The sequence below is a fragment of the Suttonella ornithocola genome (assembly GCF_001889065.1).
Lineage (GTDB): Bacteria > Pseudomonadota > Gammaproteobacteria > Cardiobacteriales > Cardiobacteriaceae > Suttonella_A > Suttonella_A ornithocola.
Genome location: NZ_LWHB01000051.1, coordinates 1 through 16,805, shown reverse-complemented (window position 1 = coordinate 16,805; position 16,805 = coordinate 1). Strand labels below are relative to the sequence as shown.

General features: G+C 38.1%; 16 protein-coding genes, 3 tRNA genes and 4 pseudogenes. 4 read left to right on the top strand and 19 right to left on the bottom strand.

The features are described 5' to 3' along the window. The 7 genes and pseudogenes from A5N85_RS17555 to pgeF all read right to left on the bottom strand — a co-directional run. Window positions 1-124 (bottom strand): transposase (locus A5N85_RS17555; RefSeq protein ID WP_428843251.1); only part of this gene is annotated, 124 nt, incomplete at its 3' end. Between the two features lie 15 nt (window positions 125-139). After that, window positions 140-394: a transposase gene (locus A5N85_RS04280; protein ID WP_072576125.1), complete on the bottom strand. Its 255-nt coding sequence runs from the start codon at window positions 392-394 to the stop codon at window positions 140-142. Then, window positions 394-750 carry an IS630 transposase-related protein gene (locus A5N85_RS04275; protein WP_072576124.1) on the bottom strand — a complete coding sequence of 119 codons (357 nt, stop codon included), beginning with the start codon at window positions 748-750 and terminating at the stop codon, window positions 394-396. The genes A5N85_RS04280 and A5N85_RS04275 overlap by 1 nt, the downstream gene beginning before the upstream one ends. 303 nt (window positions 751-1,053) lie before the next feature. Next, window positions 1,054-1,173, bottom strand: a pseudogene (locus tag A5N85_RS04270) (IS256 family transposase); the annotation flags it as partial. Between the two features lie 179 nt (window positions 1,174-1,352). Then, window positions 1,353-1,645: pseudogene (locus A5N85_RS04265) on the bottom strand (integrase core domain-containing protein); the annotation flags it as partial. 263 nt (window positions 1,646-1,908) lie between these two features. Next, window positions 1,909-2,106: pseudogene (locus tag A5N85_RS16425) on the bottom strand (transposase); the annotation flags it as partial. 195 nt (window positions 2,107-2,301) lie between these two features. Further along, window positions 2,302-3,054: a peptidoglycan editing factor PgeF gene (gene pgeF / locus A5N85_RS04255; RefSeq protein ID WP_072576122.1), complete on the bottom strand. Its 753-nt coding sequence runs from the start codon at window positions 3,052-3,054 to the stop codon at window positions 2,302-2,304. 36 nt (window positions 3,055-3,090) lie between these two features. Here pgeF and A5N85_RS04250 point away from each other — a divergent pair. Continuing rightward, window positions 3,091-3,167 (top strand) — tRNA-Pro (locus A5N85_RS04250). A gap of 288 nt (window positions 3,168-3,455) precedes the next feature. Here A5N85_RS04250 and A5N85_RS04245 read toward each other — a convergent pair. From A5N85_RS04245 to A5N85_RS04225, 5 genes are all read right to left on the bottom strand, one after another. After that, complete coding sequence (locus A5N85_RS04245; RefSeq protein WP_072576121.1) at window positions 3,456-4,796, bottom strand: ArsB/NhaD family transporter; 1,341 nt, start codon at window positions 4,794-4,796, stop codon at window positions 3,456-3,458. Window positions 4,797-4,799: 3 nt separating this feature from the next. Further along, complete coding sequence (locus A5N85_RS04240) at window positions 4,800-5,285, bottom strand: CBS domain-containing protein (RefSeq protein WP_072576120.1); 486 nt, start codon at window positions 5,283-5,285, stop codon at window positions 4,800-4,802. A 66-nt stretch (window positions 5,286-5,351) separates the two neighbouring features. Further along, a complete protein-coding gene (locus tag A5N85_RS04235) occupies window positions 5,352-6,128 on the bottom strand; it encodes a UDP-2,3-diacylglucosamine diphosphatase (RefSeq protein WP_072576119.1) in 777 nt (258 codons plus the stop codon). Window positions 6,129-6,181: 53 nt separating this feature from the next. Beyond that, a complete protein-coding gene (locus A5N85_RS04230) occupies window positions 6,182-6,679 on the bottom strand; it encodes a peptidylprolyl isomerase (protein WP_072576118.1) in 498 nt (165 codons plus the stop codon). Window positions 6,680-6,706: 27 nt separating this feature from the next. Continuing rightward, window positions 6,707-7,282 (bottom strand): peptidylprolyl isomerase, encoded by a 576-nt coding sequence (locus A5N85_RS04225; protein WP_072576117.1) that lies wholly within the window; start codon window positions 7,280-7,282, stop codon window positions 6,707-6,709. Between the two features lie 58 nt (window positions 7,283-7,340). Between A5N85_RS04225 and cysS the strand changes: the two genes are divergently transcribed. Both cysS and A5N85_RS04215 read left to right on the top strand, forming a co-directional pair. Further along, a complete protein-coding gene (gene cysS / locus A5N85_RS04220; RefSeq protein WP_072576116.1) occupies window positions 7,341-8,720 on the top strand; it encodes a cysteine--tRNA ligase in 1,380 nt (459 codons plus the stop codon). 139 nt (window positions 8,721-8,859) lie between these two features. After that, a complete protein-coding gene (locus tag A5N85_RS04215; protein ID WP_072576115.1) occupies window positions 8,860-10,692 on the top strand; it encodes a peptidyl-prolyl cis-trans isomerase in 1,833 nt (610 codons plus the stop codon). A 414-nt stretch (window positions 10,693-11,106) separates the two neighbouring features. Here A5N85_RS04215 and A5N85_RS04210 read toward each other — a convergent pair whose 3' ends face one another. The 7 genes and pseudogenes from A5N85_RS04210 to ttcA form a co-directional block, all read right to left on the bottom strand. Next, window positions 11,107-11,544 (bottom strand): DUF192 domain-containing protein, encoded by a 438-nt coding sequence (locus A5N85_RS04210; RefSeq protein ID WP_072576114.1) that lies wholly within the window; start codon window positions 11,542-11,544, stop codon window positions 11,107-11,109. A gap of 1 nt (window position 11,545) precedes the next feature. Next, a complete protein-coding gene (locus A5N85_RS04205; protein ID WP_072576113.1) occupies window positions 11,546-11,800 on the bottom strand; it encodes a helix-turn-helix domain-containing protein in 255 nt (84 codons plus the stop codon). Window positions 11,801-11,984: 184 nt separating this feature from the next. Continuing rightward, window positions 11,985-12,257 (bottom strand): annotated as a pseudogene (locus A5N85_RS04200) (IS1595 family transposase); the annotation flags it as partial. 344 nt (window positions 12,258-12,601) lie between these two features. After that, window positions 12,602-12,964: a hypothetical protein gene (locus tag A5N85_RS04195; protein ID WP_072576112.1), complete on the bottom strand. Its 363-nt coding sequence runs from the start codon at window positions 12,962-12,964 to the stop codon at window positions 12,602-12,604. A gap of 67 nt (window positions 12,965-13,031) precedes the next feature. Beyond that, a complete protein-coding gene (locus A5N85_RS04190) occupies window positions 13,032-13,790 on the bottom strand; it encodes a transferrin-binding protein-like solute binding protein (protein ID WP_072576111.1) in 759 nt (252 codons plus the stop codon). 516 nt (window positions 13,791-14,306) lie between these two features. After that, window positions 14,307-14,383, bottom strand: a tRNA-Arg gene (locus tag A5N85_RS04185). 64 nt (window positions 14,384-14,447) lie between these two features. Then, window positions 14,448-15,335: a tRNA 2-thiocytidine(32) synthetase TtcA gene (gene ttcA, locus A5N85_RS04180; RefSeq protein WP_084601629.1), complete on the bottom strand. Its 888-nt coding sequence runs from the start codon at window positions 15,333-15,335 to the stop codon at window positions 14,448-14,450. 120 nt (window positions 15,336-15,455) lie between these two features. Here ttcA and A5N85_RS04175 point away from each other — a divergent pair. Next, window positions 15,456-15,531, top strand: a tRNA-Thr gene (locus tag A5N85_RS04175). Window positions 15,532-16,805: the final 1,274 nt, after the last annotated feature.

Sequence of the window (16,805 nt, the reverse complement as noted above, 5' to 3'; positions counted from 1 at the left end):
ACATCTTTTCAATAGGATTTAAGTCTGGACTATAAGGGGGTAACCAAAGTATCTCATGCCCATGCTCTTCAATGATTGCTTGAATATCACTGCGTTTATGAAAAGCGGCATTGTCCATGACAATTACACTGTTTTTAGGTCACTCAGGTAACAGTGCTTCTCTCACCCAATGAGAGAAAATATCACTGTTAATAGAACCATTATATAAGCGTAAGGCAAACAATTCTCCATTGATAATGGCTCCAATCGCATTGCTCTGGTTCTTTAAATGCCAGTTATCACTTCCATGACAAACTTGTCCTTTTGTGCTGTAGCCATAAGGTCTATGAGCAAAGGCTTTAAAACCACATTCATCAAGATAGACTATCGGTTTTTCTTGAGCGGTCTTATCCACTATTTGTTCTTGAAAGTGCTCTCTTTTCTCTGTGTCGGTTTTTGGATGTTGGTTAATCTTTTTTTATGCGTTATCTTTAGTCGCTTTAGAGCATAACAAATCGCTGATTGCGAGCAATTAAAACGTCTAGCTCTTTCCCATTGGTAATCATCAGGATACTGCTCAATATCCTTAAGCAAGGCTTCATCATCAATCTTTGAGGGCTTACGCTCAGTAAAGCCTTTAGGATGGGGATTTTTAATCCAGCTATAGACGGTGAATTTGCTGATCTTGTAGCGCTTTGCAACAGCGCGCCAAGTTTCTCCATTAGCAATATCGTTAAGAATTTTCTGTCGGAATTGGCGACAGTAGGTCATAGGATATGCTCAGTTTGTTTTTGATAATTCTACTACAAGTTGTTCTTTAATATCTGCTTTGGATAGATTGGATTATAAGTGATTTGACTATAACACTTCTGGACTAATAATATCAATACCAAACCAAATTTTACATAATACCGGCAATAAACAGCAGAATAATCCAAATACGATTGTCCATAAGACTAAACGCATTGGTGAGCTACTTTTTTTAATCCGCCATAAAAGAGGGCGTTAAAAATTCTGTGTCAGGTTAATTAAAGATTCATCACAGTATCTAACCGACTAGGGAAATGGATAGACAGCTGATAAAGCAGCTTCAGTTAGCTGTTTGATTACTGGGGTAAGCACTCCGTCAGTACCTGTGATGGGTTTGCCTACTTGGATAGCTTTTAAGGCTTTGTTAAAGCCAAAGTTTTGCATACTGTCATTCCTTGTGTTTTGAGTAGTTTAGAGGAATGACACAGAATTTTAAACGCTATCGGCTCTTCTACACTGGAGACTTTACGTACTAATTGCAATCCGGATTCAATACGCACATAGCTTGTGTCATTGCACCAATATGAATCGCCCCAACTTTATTGGAGACCTAATTACTTGAGTCAAACTGCTATGCCTGACGCAGTTAGGAGTTGATGATTCATTTTCTCAAACTCAAAAGGTGATAGATAACCCATTGTACTGTGAAGTTGCTCTTTGTTGTACCAGTCTACCGATTCCAAAGTAGCCAGCTCAACATCTCTTAAGCCTTGCCATTGTGGTTTGTAATACTTAATAATCTCCGCTTTGTACAGTCCGTTGACACTCTCTGCCAATGCATTGTCATAAGCATCGCCCCGGTTCGCCCTACCGATGCCTTTATGCCGGCTTCTTTCAGTCTTTCGCTGTAACGTATATAGTGAAAGGCTACTAGAATAGTTACAGTATTAAGATAGATGAATAAAGTAAGCACATGTACTATTACTGGAATAGCGATCTAATTTCTGTGCCTCTTTTATTAGCCTTTGACTATAGACGGCCAGCTCTTTCTTTCATTTCCGGGGATATCTTTTACTACTCATAGTCTTATTCTCTCAGATTGATGAGTCTCCGATTATCTCGGGGCGGTTCAGTAACAAGGCTGTGTTCAAGCTCTGGGTCTGAAAGGTTTTGACATTACTCGAGTAAGATAGCTTTAAACATCGCTAGTGGTTCATAATAAGGTGGGCGTCCACTATGTTCCTGACGGTATCGGAATTGTTGCAGGCTTTGGCGTATGGGATTCCAGTCAATAACGGCTTGAAGCTTGAGTAAAGGAAATCAATTGATGTGTTTGGTAATAATGCTTTTGGTGGTTTGTTGGAAGAAGGTTGTTATTGTTTTTTTCTCTATAGTCAACTTCTCAAAAAATACATACAACATTAACTCAATTTCTACCTTGAAAACAGTATCTTATCTCAAAGCACTGTATTCATTTTATGGGAAGCCTGCTATATATCGGCTCAAGAGAAAGATTAGTGAGTTTTTAGGGTTTTGCAAAAGTCTCATAAGAATTATGGTTAACTATTATAGCTATGCGGCTTTAGGTGCGATAAAGCTTGCCATTCGTCCAGACAGTTTTCCATCTCTTCGGTAAGAAAAGAATCGCGCTTCTTTAATTGAGCAAAAGTTGCCACCAGTAATGTGTGATGGGGAGATTTGATTTTGGATGAGTAAATGTTTTGTCATACCAACTAGGTCAGCCAGATAGTGATTGGGTCTATTTGATCGGAAATAAGAATGGTAGGCTTTATCTTGATGAATAAATCGTTGATAAAAGTTTTCATCTACTTCGTAGGCTTGCGCACTAGCACATGGGCCTATCCATGCATAGAGTTTAGTTGTTGGTGTATGTAGTTTTGTAAGGGTTGCTGTCAATATGTCTTGATAGATACCACTCCAACCGGCATGAATGGCAGCGACTTCTGTTCCTTCTTGGTTACTAATAAGGATAGGAACACAATCAGCGGTTAAAACGGTAGCTATTTTTTTAGGATTTCTACTGATAATGGCATCTCCGTAGTTGTTATGTTCGTTATATTGGTTATCTTCAATAACAGTAGTGCTATGAATTTGGTTTAGCCATAGCCATTGACCGGATAAATGGGTTGCTTCAGAAAGTTTTTTTCGATTTTCTATTACATGGTCAATGTCGTCTTCTACATGATGCGCAAGGTTAAATCCTTCTTTTGCAAAAGGAGAAGAGGTTAAGCTAACACCAGCAATAACAGGTATATCTGTTGCCCATTGTGCTGATAGCCATAGAGGAGTGTTTGGTGCTTGCATGTTTTTCCTTTCTGATTATAATATTTCGCTCTTAGTCGGGGTGTAGCGCAGCCTGGTAGCGCACTTGCATGGGGTGCAAGGGGTCGCAGGTTCAAATCCTGTCTCCCCGACCAATGTTTCTTTAATGCTCGCATTTTGCGAGCATTTTTTTATGTCTAGTAAATCTCAGTGCATACCGTTAGAGACCTTTGCAAACAAACATAAAATAGAGAAAGTTCAATTTTTTAAATTTTAAAAATATACTAAAATCAAAGTGTTAATTTTTCTACTAGTAGCAAAAATTAGTATAAAACGGAATTTTTCAAAGGTTTCCGTTAGTTAAGCGCGTAAGGGCTGTTCAAATAGGGTAAAATTTTCAGTCAATTTTATTTACGAGAATAAAATTGACTGTTGTGGTTTGTTTAAAAATATCTTAGCCATAAGTAGGCGTGGGCGAAGACGATGGTGATAAGCATAAGAACAAAGCCGTATTTTGCATATTGCACCATACCGATAGGTTGTTTAGCTTTTTCGGCAAAAGCGGCAACGGTTAGGTTAGCGCTAGCGCCAATAAGGGTACCATTTCCGCCTAAACAAGCGCCTAATGCCAATGCCCACCAAACGGCTTCAAATTGGCTAGGCTCTATATTTTGTCCTGCCGCTTCGAGTAATGGAATCATGGTGGCGACAAATGGAATGTTATCTAAGACGGAAGATAAGATAGCAGATACCCAAAGAACGGCATAAGCCATTTTTTCAACATTTCCATCGGTTGCGCTAATGAGTTTATCGCCCATGACTTCGAGTAGCCCGCTATGTTCTACAGCACCAACGATGATAAATAGTCCCATAAAAAAGAAAATGGTTACCCATTCAACTTCTGAAAAGGTGTGGTGAATGTCTTCGCCTTGCTCTTCTGCGGGCTCTTTTCCATAGGCCAGTAACATTAAGAGCGCAGCGCCAGATAACGCAACGGTGCCTGGTTCGATATGTAGAGGATGACCAATAATAAAACCAATGAGGACAAGCAAAAAGACAAAAGCGGATTTTTTGAGTAAGGAAAGGTCTCTAATGGCTTCTTTTTCATCGAAACGCATAATTTGTGCGCGATGGCGTAGTGTTGTAACAAGTTGTTTACGGCAAATCAGCCAAAGGGCAATGCAAAGAGCAATTAAGATAATAAGGGAAATTGGCGTCATGTGCATAATGAATTTATCAAAGCTTAGCCCTGTTGCTGAACCAATAATGATATTAGGTGGATCGCCTACTAAGGTTGCTGTTCCGCCAATATTAGAGGCAACAATTGTCGCAAAGAGATAGGGAAAGGCTTTTACTCTAAGCTGCTCGGTGATGAGCAGAGTAACAGGCGTAATGAGCAAAACAGTAGTAACATTATCAAGTAGCGCAGAAAAAACAGCGGTAATACCAGTTAGCATGATAAGGATACCGACGGGGTTTGCGCGTACTATTTTCGCTGCTCGAATGGCGACATATTGGAAGATGCCTGTTTTTGCAGTAATACTGACTAACATCATCATTCCTATTAACAACCATAGGGTATTGAAATCAACTTTTGCGATGGCTTGTTGTTGGTTTAATAAGCCACAATAAATCATTAAAAAGGCGCCAATTAAGGCAATAACGGCACGATTAACTTTTTCGGTAATTAAAACGATATAAACTAAGACGAGAATGATGCCAGAAAGCCACATTGGATTAAGACCAAAAATGACGTGAGCATCATGGGCTGTTTGTGGATGCATAAGTTATCCTTGTTTGCAAATATGTTCTAGCACACCGTTAATGGTGACAACGCCCAAAAAGCGACGGCTACCTTCTTCTGTAATGACAACATGATAGTGGTATTTATATAGAATATTGAGTGCTTCCATAATACTGGTATTTGGCGTACAGACAGGAAGCTTGTCTTTTAGAATATGTTCTGTAATAGGTTCATGACCTCGCTCACCAAGTCGTTCTCTGAGTTCTTCAATGGTAGTGTTCATGAAGTTGAGTTCAAATGGATTTTTTCCTTCTTTGATGCTGACGCTTTGTGGTAACAAAAGGCGAATAATGGTCATTGATGAAAAGCCACCGAGATAGTTGCCCCTGTCATCTACAACAGGTAGATAGCGTGCGCCAACTTCTCTCATGGTATGAACGGCTTGAATAAGCGTAATGTCGGGATGAAGTTTAACAGGGCTAGGAATCATGATATTAGCAACAGTTCCTAGCTTGGTCGGCTTATTCATATGTTCTCCTCTTTATAGATGAATAGTTAGTAAGATTATAGCGAAATTTATAGCAACTTTTTTAGCTTATTGGTTTGGATTGTTGTCTGAAACAGCAAAATTATGTGGAAAAGTGAGTTGATATTTTCCTTGATACCAGATGAGAATTTTGCCATTTGGCTGCCAATCTCCCAAAACAATGCGAGTGTGTTGGGCTGAAAGATGATGAATAGCGGGGCGATGGGTGTGTCCATGGATGAGTAAATTGGCGTGACTTTTTTCAAACCATTGTTTGACGGTAGTATGGGTAACATCCATGAGGATTGAGGATTTTTGAGTGTTTGCTTTTTTGCTTTTTCGACGCAAAAAGTTAGCAATCTTTTTAGCAAGCGCTCTAGGGATTTTATTTGCAAAGCGCCGGAATGGTGCAGATTGTAGTATTTTGCGAAGACGCTGATAGGCAATATCATCAGTACACAGTAAATCTCCGTGTGTGAGTAATAGGCTTTGTCCATCAATGCTCAATTGATAGATTTCGGGAAGTAATGTCATACCGCTTTGATAGCAATATTCTGTGCTCATTAAGAAGTCACGATTACCGCGCTGAAAAAAAATAGGACACCGTTGGGAAAGGGAAAATAGCGCTTTTGCAATGTGTTCGGCATATCTGTCTATTAACCGATCGCCTAGCCAAGCATCAAATAAGTCGCCTAAAATAAAAAGAGCTTCAGGCGGATGGGGATTTAAGGTGTCTAAGTAGTTTAGAAATGCTTGGGTAATATCTGGCGTATGTTCGTTAAGGTGAATATCGGATAAAAAGATAATGGGGCGTTGTGTAGATGAGAGAGAGTGTGTGTTATTCATGAGAGATAAATGATTCAAGAGCGCGGTAATATCGCGCTCTTGAGAGGAAGAAATTAGTCGTTAATCACTTCTGCTTTTTCAATGATAATTTCATCGGTTGGAACATCAGAGTGATAGCCCATCCGTCCAGTTTTAACGCCCGCAATAGCATCAACAACATCCATTCCGTTAATGACTTTTCCAAAAACAGCATATCCCCAACCTTGTAGGCTTTTTCCGCTATGGTTAAGGAAATCGTTGTCTTTTAGATTGATGAAAAATTGTGCGCTTGCAGAATGTGGGTCTTGTGTACGTGCCATTGCGATAGTGCCACGGTCATTTTTTAAGCCATTGGTCGCTTCGTTTTCAATGGGTTCACGCGTTGTTTTTTCACGCAATCCGCTTTCCATGCCTCCGCCTTGAATCATAAATCCAGGAATAACGCGGTGGAAAATTGTGCCATTATAAAAACCGTCTTTGACGTATTGTTCAAAGTTTTTAGCGGTAATAGGCGCATTTTCGTAATCAAGTTCTAAATCAATGGTTCCTTTATTGGTTTGTAAACGAATCATAGTGTTTCCTTCTGTTATCAATAAATTTTATTTTTTATCCGCAGAATTTTCTGCTTCAGGTAAGATTTTAATAGATTCAATAATAACTGGTTTTTCTGGTACATCTTGTGAGAATGGCCCGGCCGCTGTGGTAGGCAATGCTGCAATTTTATCGGCAACATCCATGCCTTTAATGACTTTTCCAAAAACGGTATAGCCATAAGCATCAGCACCACCAGGATTTAAAAAGTCATTATTCACGACGTTAATAAAAAATTGAGAGGTTGCCGAATGTGGGTCGCTAGTGCGTGCCATCGCAATGGTTCCGCGATCATTTTTTAGTCCATTTTGCGTTTCAGATGCGATTGGACCACGAGTAGGACGTTTTTCATAATTAACGTCATAACCACCTCCTTGAATCATAAAACCTTTAATGACACGATGAAAAGTTGTGCCATTATAAAAACCTTCTTTGACGTAACGTAAAAAATTATCTACGGTTTTTGGTGCTTCGTTTTCATTAAGTTCGATTTCCATTTCCCCTGCTGAGGTTTTCATTAAAACCGTTGGGCTAGCTAAAACCTGTAGAGAAACGAACCCTAAAGCTAAAAGCAACTTTCGCATTATTTGCTCCTTCCGTTAAAATAAGCGCGTATAGTATCAGAAAACTTTAGGAAATCTTATGAGCGACTTGCGTTTATATAACAGTCTTACCCGCGAAAAAAGCACTTTTCAACCCATAACAGCAGGAAAAGTGAAAATGTATGTCTGCGGAATGACCGTTTATGATTATTGCCATATTGGGCATGCGCGAGTCATGGTGGTGTTTGATACCTTAGCACGACACTTACGCGAATCTTATCAGCTAAGTTATGTTCGAAATATTACCGATATTGATGACAAAATTATTGCGCGTGCGAATGAAAATGGAGAGCCTATTCAGGCGCTAACAGAGCGATTTATTTTAGCGATGCATGAAGATGAGGCGGCTTTAGGCTGCCTTAGACCAGACATAGAGCCGCGAGCAACCGCACATATAGAGGATATGATTCATTTAATTGAAACGCTTATTCAAAAAGGCCATGCCTATCGTGCGGAAAATGGCGATGTTTATTATCGTGTACGGAGTTTTCCAGATTATGGAAAATTAGCGAACCGAAATATCGAAGATTTACGCGCTGGCGAAAGAATCGCGGTGAATGAAGCGAAGGAAGATCCTTTAGATTTCGTCTTATGGAAAGCTGCAAAAGTAGGTGAGCCTGCATGGCAAAGTCCATGGGGAGAAGGACGACCGGGATGGCATATTGAATGTAGTGCAATGAGCCAGACAATTCTAGGCGAATATTTTGATATTCACGGCGGAGGCATGGATTTGAAATTTCCGCATCATGAATGCGAAATCGCGCAAAGTGAAGGCGCTTGTGGACATCAACATGTCAATACTTGGATACATAATGGATTTGTTCAGATTGATAATGAAAAAATGAGCAAATCCTTGGGCAATTTTTTCACTGTGCGTGAAGTCTTAAAAGCCTATGATGGGGAAACGCTACGTTTCTTTATTTTACAAACCCATTATCGAGCGCCACTCAATTACAGCACAGCCGCAATAGAAGAAGCGAAAAAAGCGTTAAAACGTTTATATACGGCTTTGGAAAATAAATCTGTCAATGATGGGGAATTATTACCTGAATATGTTGAAAGCTATCAATCAGCCATGAATGATGACTTGGCAACGCCAAGAGCTTTAGCCGTATTGTTTGATTTAGCGCGTGCTTTAAATAAAGCCAGCGGAGAAGAAACGCGAAACTTAGCGCATACCTTAAAGACGCTCGGCGGATGTTTAGGATTATTGCAGCAAAATCCTAGCGACTATTTAAAAGGTAGTGCAAATCATGATAGTGATTTGGATGAACAGCTGATAGAGGCATTATTAGCGGAGCGGCAACAAGCAAAACAAAATAAAGACTATGCTCGGGCAGATGCTATTCGCCAGCAATTAAGCGATAAAGGTATCGTTATTAAAGATACGCCAAACGGTACAGAGTGGCATTATCAATAAATAAATCGAAGCAGCACAATGTAAAAATTGGCTTTTAGATATAAAAATGACTTAGTGAGAATTAAGAAAAGATAGGATGAAAAGAATGGCATTTATAACAATGCCTAGCTAAAATACTTTCTTTTTTTAGGAACAAGCAATGACAGAACGCCATCCATCCGACGATATTCCCAAGAAAAAACTGAATCCGTTTGTCTATGCACTGGTTATCGTAGCGGGTATAGGAATGTTATTTATTGGTGTGCCTGCGCTTACGCATGGAAATGGTAATCGACCAGTGGCAACCGTTAATGGTCAAGAAATTTATGCACATCAACTGAGTCAAGTCGCTAATAATGTAAAAGCCAATAATCCTTCTTTGCCTGAAGCACAGGTGCAGGAACAAGCATTGGCATTGATTATCAATCAGAATTTATTACGCGATCAAGCTTTAAAAGATGGCTATGAATATTCAGATCACGCTTTATACGAAGTGATTAAAGGTCAATTCCATGATGATAAAGCTTATCAACAATTTTTAAATAATAATCGGATTACAGCGGCAAATTATCAGTATAGTGTGCGTCAAGATGAAACGGTCAATAGTTACTATCAAATGTTAGAAACGGCTAAAATCCGTAATCCCGAAACGGTACAATTAGCATTGCAGCTCATTTTACAAAATCGAGATTTTACGACGGTAACTTTACCAATCGCGCCTTATGTAAATGCCAATCCTAGCAATGCTGATTTACAAACCTATTATGATGCGCATCAACAAAATTATCTTTCACCAGAAAAGGTGGATATTCGTTATCTATTACTAGATGCTGCTAATTTGACTGATCCAAATAATGTAACAGAAGCGGATATCCAAGCGGAAATGGCTAAAAAACAGGCGAATAGTCGTCGAAGTGGACAATATATTATCTTTGACCATGATCAAGATGCTGAAGCAGCAGAAAAAGCCATTACGGATGGTGAGCGCGATTTTAACGCTATTGCAGAAGCAGTAAAAAAAGGCGAAATTAGCGGTCAAGCAGGTGATTTGTTATTAAATGCAAAAGGAAAAGGGGTTAGTAAAGAAGCTGATGAAGCATTATTTGCACTCAAAGCAGAAGGAGATGTTTCGCCTGTTTTCAATACGGAATACGGTAAGATGATTGTACGTGTGGATAAAATCGAACAAGTTGATACGATTTCACCTGAACAGCTTCGCCGAGAAATTGCCGCACAAAAAAGTGAGGAACGTTATATTCATTTAGCCAATGATTTGTTTGATGCAGTGCAGTCAGGCGCAGGCATTGAGCAATTAGCGGAAACAGCACAAACTTCTTTGCAAACACTTGAAAATATTACTACTGTAAATGATTCTTTGGATTGGCTAAAAAATCCAAAAGTCCAACAAACTTTGTTTGGTCAAAATGCTATTAAAGTGAACCAAGTGGCTGAACCAATTCAATTAGACAAGCATCGCAGTCTATTTCTTGTGGTTACACAGCGAGAATTACCTAAACCAGAGCCTTTAGATGCTGTTCGTCCGCAAGTGATAAAAGCTTATCAAATTAGCCATGCTAAAGAAGCACAAAAAGCAGTAGCAGACGAGATTATGCAAGCTTGGACAAAAAAACAATCAGCAGAAGCGTTAATTCAAAAAGCACAAGCAAAAGTAGAAACGCATAAAGAAATGAATGCACTAAGTTTGGAAAGTGTTGCACCGACGCAAGTACGCATTTTTGAGCAAGCTTTAACACAAACACAAGCTAATACAATTATTGAATTAGAAAACAATGATTTAGTGTTAATTCATTTAACCGCAATTACGCCGACTAACTTGGAAGCAGTAGCGCCAGAAAAATTAGCTCGACTGCGTAAGCAATACACAGATTTACAAAACGCCAGTAATAATGCCCTTTGGGAAGCAGGCGTTGTTGAATGGCTGAGAGGTAAAGCAAAAATTACCATTGACCAAGCGCAATTAGCTTCAGAATAATAAGCTAAATTGAAACTCGAATATTAAGCTAAGCGCTTAATGTTGAATTAAGCGCTTTTTTAGTTTTGGTAGTCTGCGTTTTAAGCGTTCTATTTTTATTTATAGCTAACTTCCCAAAAAATGCATACAACGTTAACTCAATATCCAATTTGAAAACAGCATACTGAGACCTTTGCAAAAAAACATAAAATAGAGAAATTTCAATTTTTTAAATCTTGAAAAAATATTAAAATCATAGTGTCATTTTTATTAGTAGCAAAAATTAGTATAAAACGGAATTTTGTAAAGGTCTCATACTATCTTCAAGTACGATGTGCATTTTGTGGGAACCTTGCTATAGTTATTTGACACAAGCAAATATCCTAAAAAACTAAAGATAAGTGGTCTTATTTTTAAGTCAAATGACTATATTTTCTATTTAGTAGATTTGAAAAAATATAGATTTTTTAAATCCGCTGCTGGTACAAGATTTGGGTAGGCCGTTTCTAATACAAAAGCGGCTCGACCTTCAGAATGATAAAGCGGACAATTTCTTTCTAAGCAAGGTGGAGCATAAGGATAGTGTGCAATAAGATTCCCTTGAAAGGTAAAAAAACGCATATCTAGTGGAATAAGGGTGTTTTTCATCCAAAATGTAGTATCTCTTGGCGGAGAAAATAGAAAAACCATTCCTTGCCATGGTGCTAGCCATACGCGATACATCAATCCTTTCTCAAGCTGCTTAGATGTGGTAGCTACTTCAACTGACCAAAAGTACTCATTAGTATCTTCTAAAAGTGCTGTTGGTGCTGCCGAGAAACTCATCAGACTATAGCAATAGAGTACTAGTAATAAAGCTATTTTTTTTATCATGCTAGGAAGTACGAGATTGGACATTAAGAGAGGATTCTTGCATTTTCTTACGTAGCGTATTACGCGTAATGCCTAACCATTTAGCAGCTTTGCTTTGATTGCCGTTATGCAGGGATAAAGCATAGTCAACTAATACGGTTTCGACTTCTCCTACAATCAAACGATAGATATCTGTTGGTTCTGCTTCGCCATCTAAAAGTTTAAGATAATTGTTAATACTTTCTGTTACTGCTGTTTGAATACTAAGGTTGGCCATGAGAATAAAAAATCACTATAGGAAGGGTTAGCTTAACGGAAATATGACTTTTTCTCTAGTAAAAATTACGAATAGTTTATAGAAATAATATCTGATAAAAAGCCATTTTCCTTAATTAAAATGATTTTTATTATAGCAATTTATAAAAGGCTCTAGACTAGCAGAGGTTAGAGAAATCACTTAATCAAGTTCCAAAAGAGTTCTGATTCCAACGCCACTTGCACTCTTTTAAGTAAAGCTCAAAATTGGCTGTAACACCATTAAACTTGCTCAGCCTCCGCTTGGTAAAGCTCCAAAAAGACTCAATACCATTGATATGGCAATGACCATGAGCAAACTCATTATTGCCATGGTCTACTCTAAAATGTTTCGCATAGCCAACGTCAACCAAGCCATTGTAACCACGCCAACCATCCGAGTATATGACACTATCAAGCTCTACTTTACCAAGAATAACACCGTTGTTATATTTTTGGTCTTGTAAAAAAGCAATATATTCATTCTGGGCTTCGCTAACTCTTACAGCATTCGCTTTTTGTTGCATATCAAGCGCAATATCTTGCATGATTTGTCCAACGCGTTGCCCTGCTTGACCCACTGCGCTTGATAATGCCCCTGGATCGCCCTGTAGCCGACTTCTATCTAATATCGGGGCAGCGATATGACTACCAGATGGAAATGCTCGACCTGCTGAACTGGCTTGCCCTATATTCGAGCCAGTGGTTTGTGGTGTTTGATAATTGGGTAAATCAGCAGGACGTAAGCTCACGTCTAATTCGTTAATAACAGGAACTTTCGGCATTATTTCACTCCTGATTTTTTGTACTGATACCAAGCACTCATAACATCTCCCGCCGAACCTATTAAAGAGGTAGCAGCCGCCCCCAATGGGCTATACATTCGTGAGTTATGACTAGATATATAAGGACTGCTAACATGGTAATAATCTGTATCTATCATTTCTGCACCATGCTTCTGCCCAAACATAGTGCTTGCTTGCGCTGTTAGTGCATCTGCCTGATTAAGCGCATTAATTGCTTGTGTGTCATAGCCAAAGGCTTGCATTAGACTATTGGTTTTCGCGGACCCTTCAGGCGGATCAATGCTAGCAACGGTTGCGCTATCACCCAATCTAGCCAACGCTAGATTACAGATATTAACCACACTATCTATTTATTTTCTCCATAAAAAAGCCGCCTCAAAAGGCGGCCGGTGAAATACGTTAACGCATTTATTGGCGCTTCGCACCATATACACCATATAGTTTTGCATCTTGATCAAGATATCGACCTGTCAACTCTTCGGCTTTTTCTCCAGCAAACATGCCTTCTGTAAATCTTCCATCTTTTTTACCGACAAAAGTGCTACCCGTTATTACCCCTGGAACGCTTGCTTCGTAATTATTGTTAACAACACAAAGCTCAAAAACTTTTTTCCCATAATCTACAACCATTCCAATGCCGCCATAGAAATTAGCATTTACATTATCTGTTCCTGGAATAAATATTCCTTCTCCTACATATGTAGCAACTCCAGATTGCGGCATATTTTCAACCGGTGTGGTATTACCACGATAAAAACCACCAAACATTGGTTCGTCTCCCAATGTTTGGAAAATTGCAAATTGCACCGAAGGATAGCTACCATCACTCTTCACAAAATATTTGTAAGAAGGACGATATTCATCTTCCTGATATGATCCAGAGCCATCAACACTGCCATACATATCTAAACTTGAAAAATGCAATGGTTTTCCACCCGTTGGTATAGTCACCTTTCCCAAACCATTGGTTTCTGTATCTACCACCGCTTTATCACCGCTATTCAATATTTTTAGATCTTCAGGAGAGGCAATCCCATTTTTAAAATTACGAAAAGTCGTAAAGATACCTAGACCTTTATATTGCCCTGGATAATCAAGTTGCATTAGATCAGACGTGTGTTGTTCTGCTTGTCTGTCAGCAGCAGTGATTTGACTTAAATCAACCATCAAACGTATCTTGCGGCGGTGGAGATAATCATGTTGATAATAGCGCTAATAACGCACCAAATAAGGTTAAACCTCATGAGAAATCTCCTTCACTAACGGCTACATCCCGTTTTAAGCCGGATAGGTCGGACGCGTCAAGCGGTGAGTGATGTGGATAAGACAACCGCCGCAGTTTGCGACGAGTACATACCTCCGCTTGGGCGAAAACACTTAATAATAAGTATAGATAGTAATAGAAATAAAACAGCATATTGTTAATGTACCAGCCATTACTATCGGAAAAGTTGAATTAGCAGAAATTCTAGGAATAAGCGTTTCTACGCTTAAAAGGCGTGCAACTTATGAATTGCCTCCCAATATAGAAGATTATACTAACCGGTGGTATATGCCAGTTGTTGACCGGTGGTTAATGGAAAGAAGCCAAATAGCTGACACGCCTAAAAAAGCATAAAATGTATCAATAAAGTTATTGGGTAATAAAAAACCCTGCAATAACAGCAGGGTTCAAGAATAAGTTGGCGCGCCCGGAAGGATTCGAACCTCCGACCGCCTGGTTCGTAGCCAGGTACTCTATCCAGCTGAGCTACGGGCGCGTCGTTTGGAGGTACTCATTATGCGCATTTAACAACAAACCGTCAATAATTTTTTTAACTTTATTTATATCACATTATTTTTAGGATAAAAAATTTCTGGGTTAATTGAAAAACTAGACGTATTTTCTATAGAAAACTCATCTTTTTCTTCACCGACTAACCAACCTCGCATTTTTTCAGCACCATCTAACGCTACAAAGTCAAATATTGTAGTATCTAATAAATGGGAGGGTTTAACACGTGTTAATGCTGCAAAAATATTCTCTACTCTTTGTGGTTGTAGCTTATCCCAATTTAATAGCATTTCTTTAACCGCTTTCCTTTGTAAATTTTCCTGTGAACCGCATAAATTACAAGGAATAATAGGAAATTCACGTAAACGCGCATATTTTTCAATATCACGCTCATCACAATATGCAAGCGGGCGTATCACAATATGCTTACCATCATCACTTAATAATTTTGGTGGCATTGCTTTTAACTGCCCTCCATGAAATAAATTTAGAAAAAAAGTTTCCATAATATCGAACCGATGATGGCCTAAAGCAATCTTATTCATCCCATGTGCTTCAGCAAAAGAATATAAATGCCCTCTTCTAAGCCGAGAACAGAGAGAGCACATTGTCTTACCTTCAGGTATCTTATCAGTTACAATGCTATAGGTATCGCTCTCAATAATATGATAATCAACGCCTATAGAATCTAAATAATTTGGTAAAACCTCTTCAGGAAATCCAGGTTGTTTTTGATCCAAATTGACCGCAGTTAATTTAAACTCAACTGGCGCACTTCTTTGTAGGGATAAAAGCATATCAAGTAACGTGTAAGAATCCTTACCACCAGACAAACATACCATAATATGGTCACCATCTTGAATCATCTGGTAATCTTCTATCGCTTTTCCAGTTAAACGACGCAATCTTTTTTGTAATTTTTTTTGTGAAACACTCACGTTTTATTCCTAATTTTTCAAAGGGGTTTATGATAACAAATCTAATTTTAAAAGTTTTTCCTAAATTAGGCTTGACAGCTTTTTATTTTCGCATATAATGCGCCACCTAAGCTTAAGAAAGCCGGAATAGCTCAGTTGGTAGAGCGCCTCACTTGTAATGAGGATGTCGCGGGTTCGACTCCTGTTTCCGGCTCCATTTTTTCTTATTTTTACTACTGGTTCAAAGCAATAAATCATAAAAACTTATTACCATCATCTAAAAATATTTACTATTGCTATTCAAAAACACAAACTTTTTTTAGAATTCCCCACTAACTCAATATCTTAAAATTAGCATCGTTACTTAAAACTATACCTAGATAATAAGTAAAACATCATACAATAATGCGCCAACAATCAATACAATAAAGCAGAATATAACGTTATCGCTCAGATAGTGCAATAATGCAAAATATCCCTACGCGTAGACTACTGAAACTACATTAGCAATTAACCTTGCACTCAAGCTAGATCCACCCAAAACCAACATTAATAAAAATATAAAAAAACTAACCCAATACAAAATTAGTGTGCCATCCTAGTCGCTTTGATATTTTCCTAAAACAACCAATAAAATAATTTACAACATTACACTTACCCTCAAAGCCAATATCTAGCTTAATTTACCTTAATAACAAGACTAAGAAAATATCAACTGTCAATGAATTATCACCAAACATTAACAAAATTACTACTATCCAATTAAACCCAATAAATCATTGATAACAATATTTCTCTAGGTTATCTTTAGTATCATGGCATTGTGAATTTTCCATCCATTTCTCTTTACAATACTAGATAGCTTTGCCCACTGATTATAACTTACACTTTCACGATCTCAAGCCATCTCTAGTTGTTTTTATTTCTTTAATAAGATACTTTCCAAATTATTATCTGGAGAAAATAAGTGAACCACTATCCTAAAGAAAAAGAAGGACACAACAACTTTACCATTATAATGTTGCCAACTTTTCGTGATAAACCTTTTACATGGCTTTGGTATAAATTTAAGCAACTAGACGAAAGCTATGAAAATCATAATATATTTGTAGCATTCTTTGGCTTATCTAATATCTTGGTGCATATTTTATGAAACCATTTACGCTCCTCTATCTAATTTAAATGTCGATAAAACACCCATTAGCATACAAGGTCCATTCAAACTTACTTATATACATTATTCAGGAAAATGAGGTGGAGATAGATTATATCTTGAGAAAAACGGAAAGACGCTCAGTTTTGTTTGTTTTGGTATTGATTATTGCCACTCAAGCAGAAATAATAAAACTATAAATTTTTCCAAAGAATATACAGTTAAGTATGTTTTGCGCTCTAAAGACAAAAGTCAAGCTACTAGCGCTACTATTACCTCAATTGAAAAAACCGAAAAAAATGAAACTAAAATCATTTTTAAAAATGATTCGCTATGGA

What these genes read in the sequence shown, in the direction of transcription:
- A5N85_RS04275 (WP_072576124.1), bottom strand. Translation starts at nt 750, where the DNA reads ATGACCTACTGTCGCCAATTCCGACAGAAAATTCTTAACGATATTGCT.
- pgeF (WP_072576122.1), bottom strand. Translation starts at nt 3,054, where the DNA reads ATGCAAGCACCAAACACTCCTCTATGGCTATCAGCACAATGGGCAACA.
- A5N85_RS04245 (WP_072576121.1), bottom strand. Translation starts at nt 4,796, where the DNA reads ATGCATCCACAAACAGCCCATGATGCTCACGTCATTTTTGGTCTTAAT.
- A5N85_RS04240 (WP_072576120.1), bottom strand. Translation starts at nt 5,285, where the DNA reads ATGAATAAGCCGACCAAGCTAGGAACTGTTGCTAATATCATGATTCCT.
- A5N85_RS04235 (WP_072576119.1), bottom strand. Translation starts at nt 6,128, where the DNA reads ATGAATAACACACACTCTCTCTCATCTACACAACGCCCCATTATCTTT.
- A5N85_RS04230 (WP_072576118.1), bottom strand. Translation starts at nt 6,679, where the DNA reads ATGATTCGTTTACAAACCAATAAAGGAACCATTGATTTAGAACTTGAT.
- A5N85_RS04225 (WP_072576117.1), bottom strand. Translation starts at nt 7,282, where the DNA reads ATGCGAAAGTTGCTTTTAGCTTTAGGGTTCGTTTCTCTACAGGTTTTA.
- cysS (WP_072576116.1), top strand. Translation starts at nt 7,341, where the DNA reads ATGAGCGACTTGCGTTTATATAACAGTCTTACCCGCGAAAAAAGCACT.
- A5N85_RS04215 (WP_072576115.1), top strand. Translation starts at nt 8,860, where the DNA reads ATGACAGAACGCCATCCATCCGACGATATTCCCAAGAAAAAACTGAAT.
- A5N85_RS04210 (WP_072576114.1), bottom strand. Translation starts at nt 11,544, where the DNA reads ATGATAAAAAAAATAGCTTTATTACTAGTACTCTATTGCTATAGTCTG.
- A5N85_RS04205 (WP_072576113.1), bottom strand. Translation starts at nt 11,800, where the DNA reads ATGGCCAACCTTAGTATTCAAACAGCAGTAACAGAAAGTATTAACAAT.
- A5N85_RS04190 (WP_072576111.1), bottom strand. Translation starts at nt 13,790, where the DNA reads ATGGTTGATTTAAGTCAAATCACTGCTGCTGACAGACAAGCAGAACAA.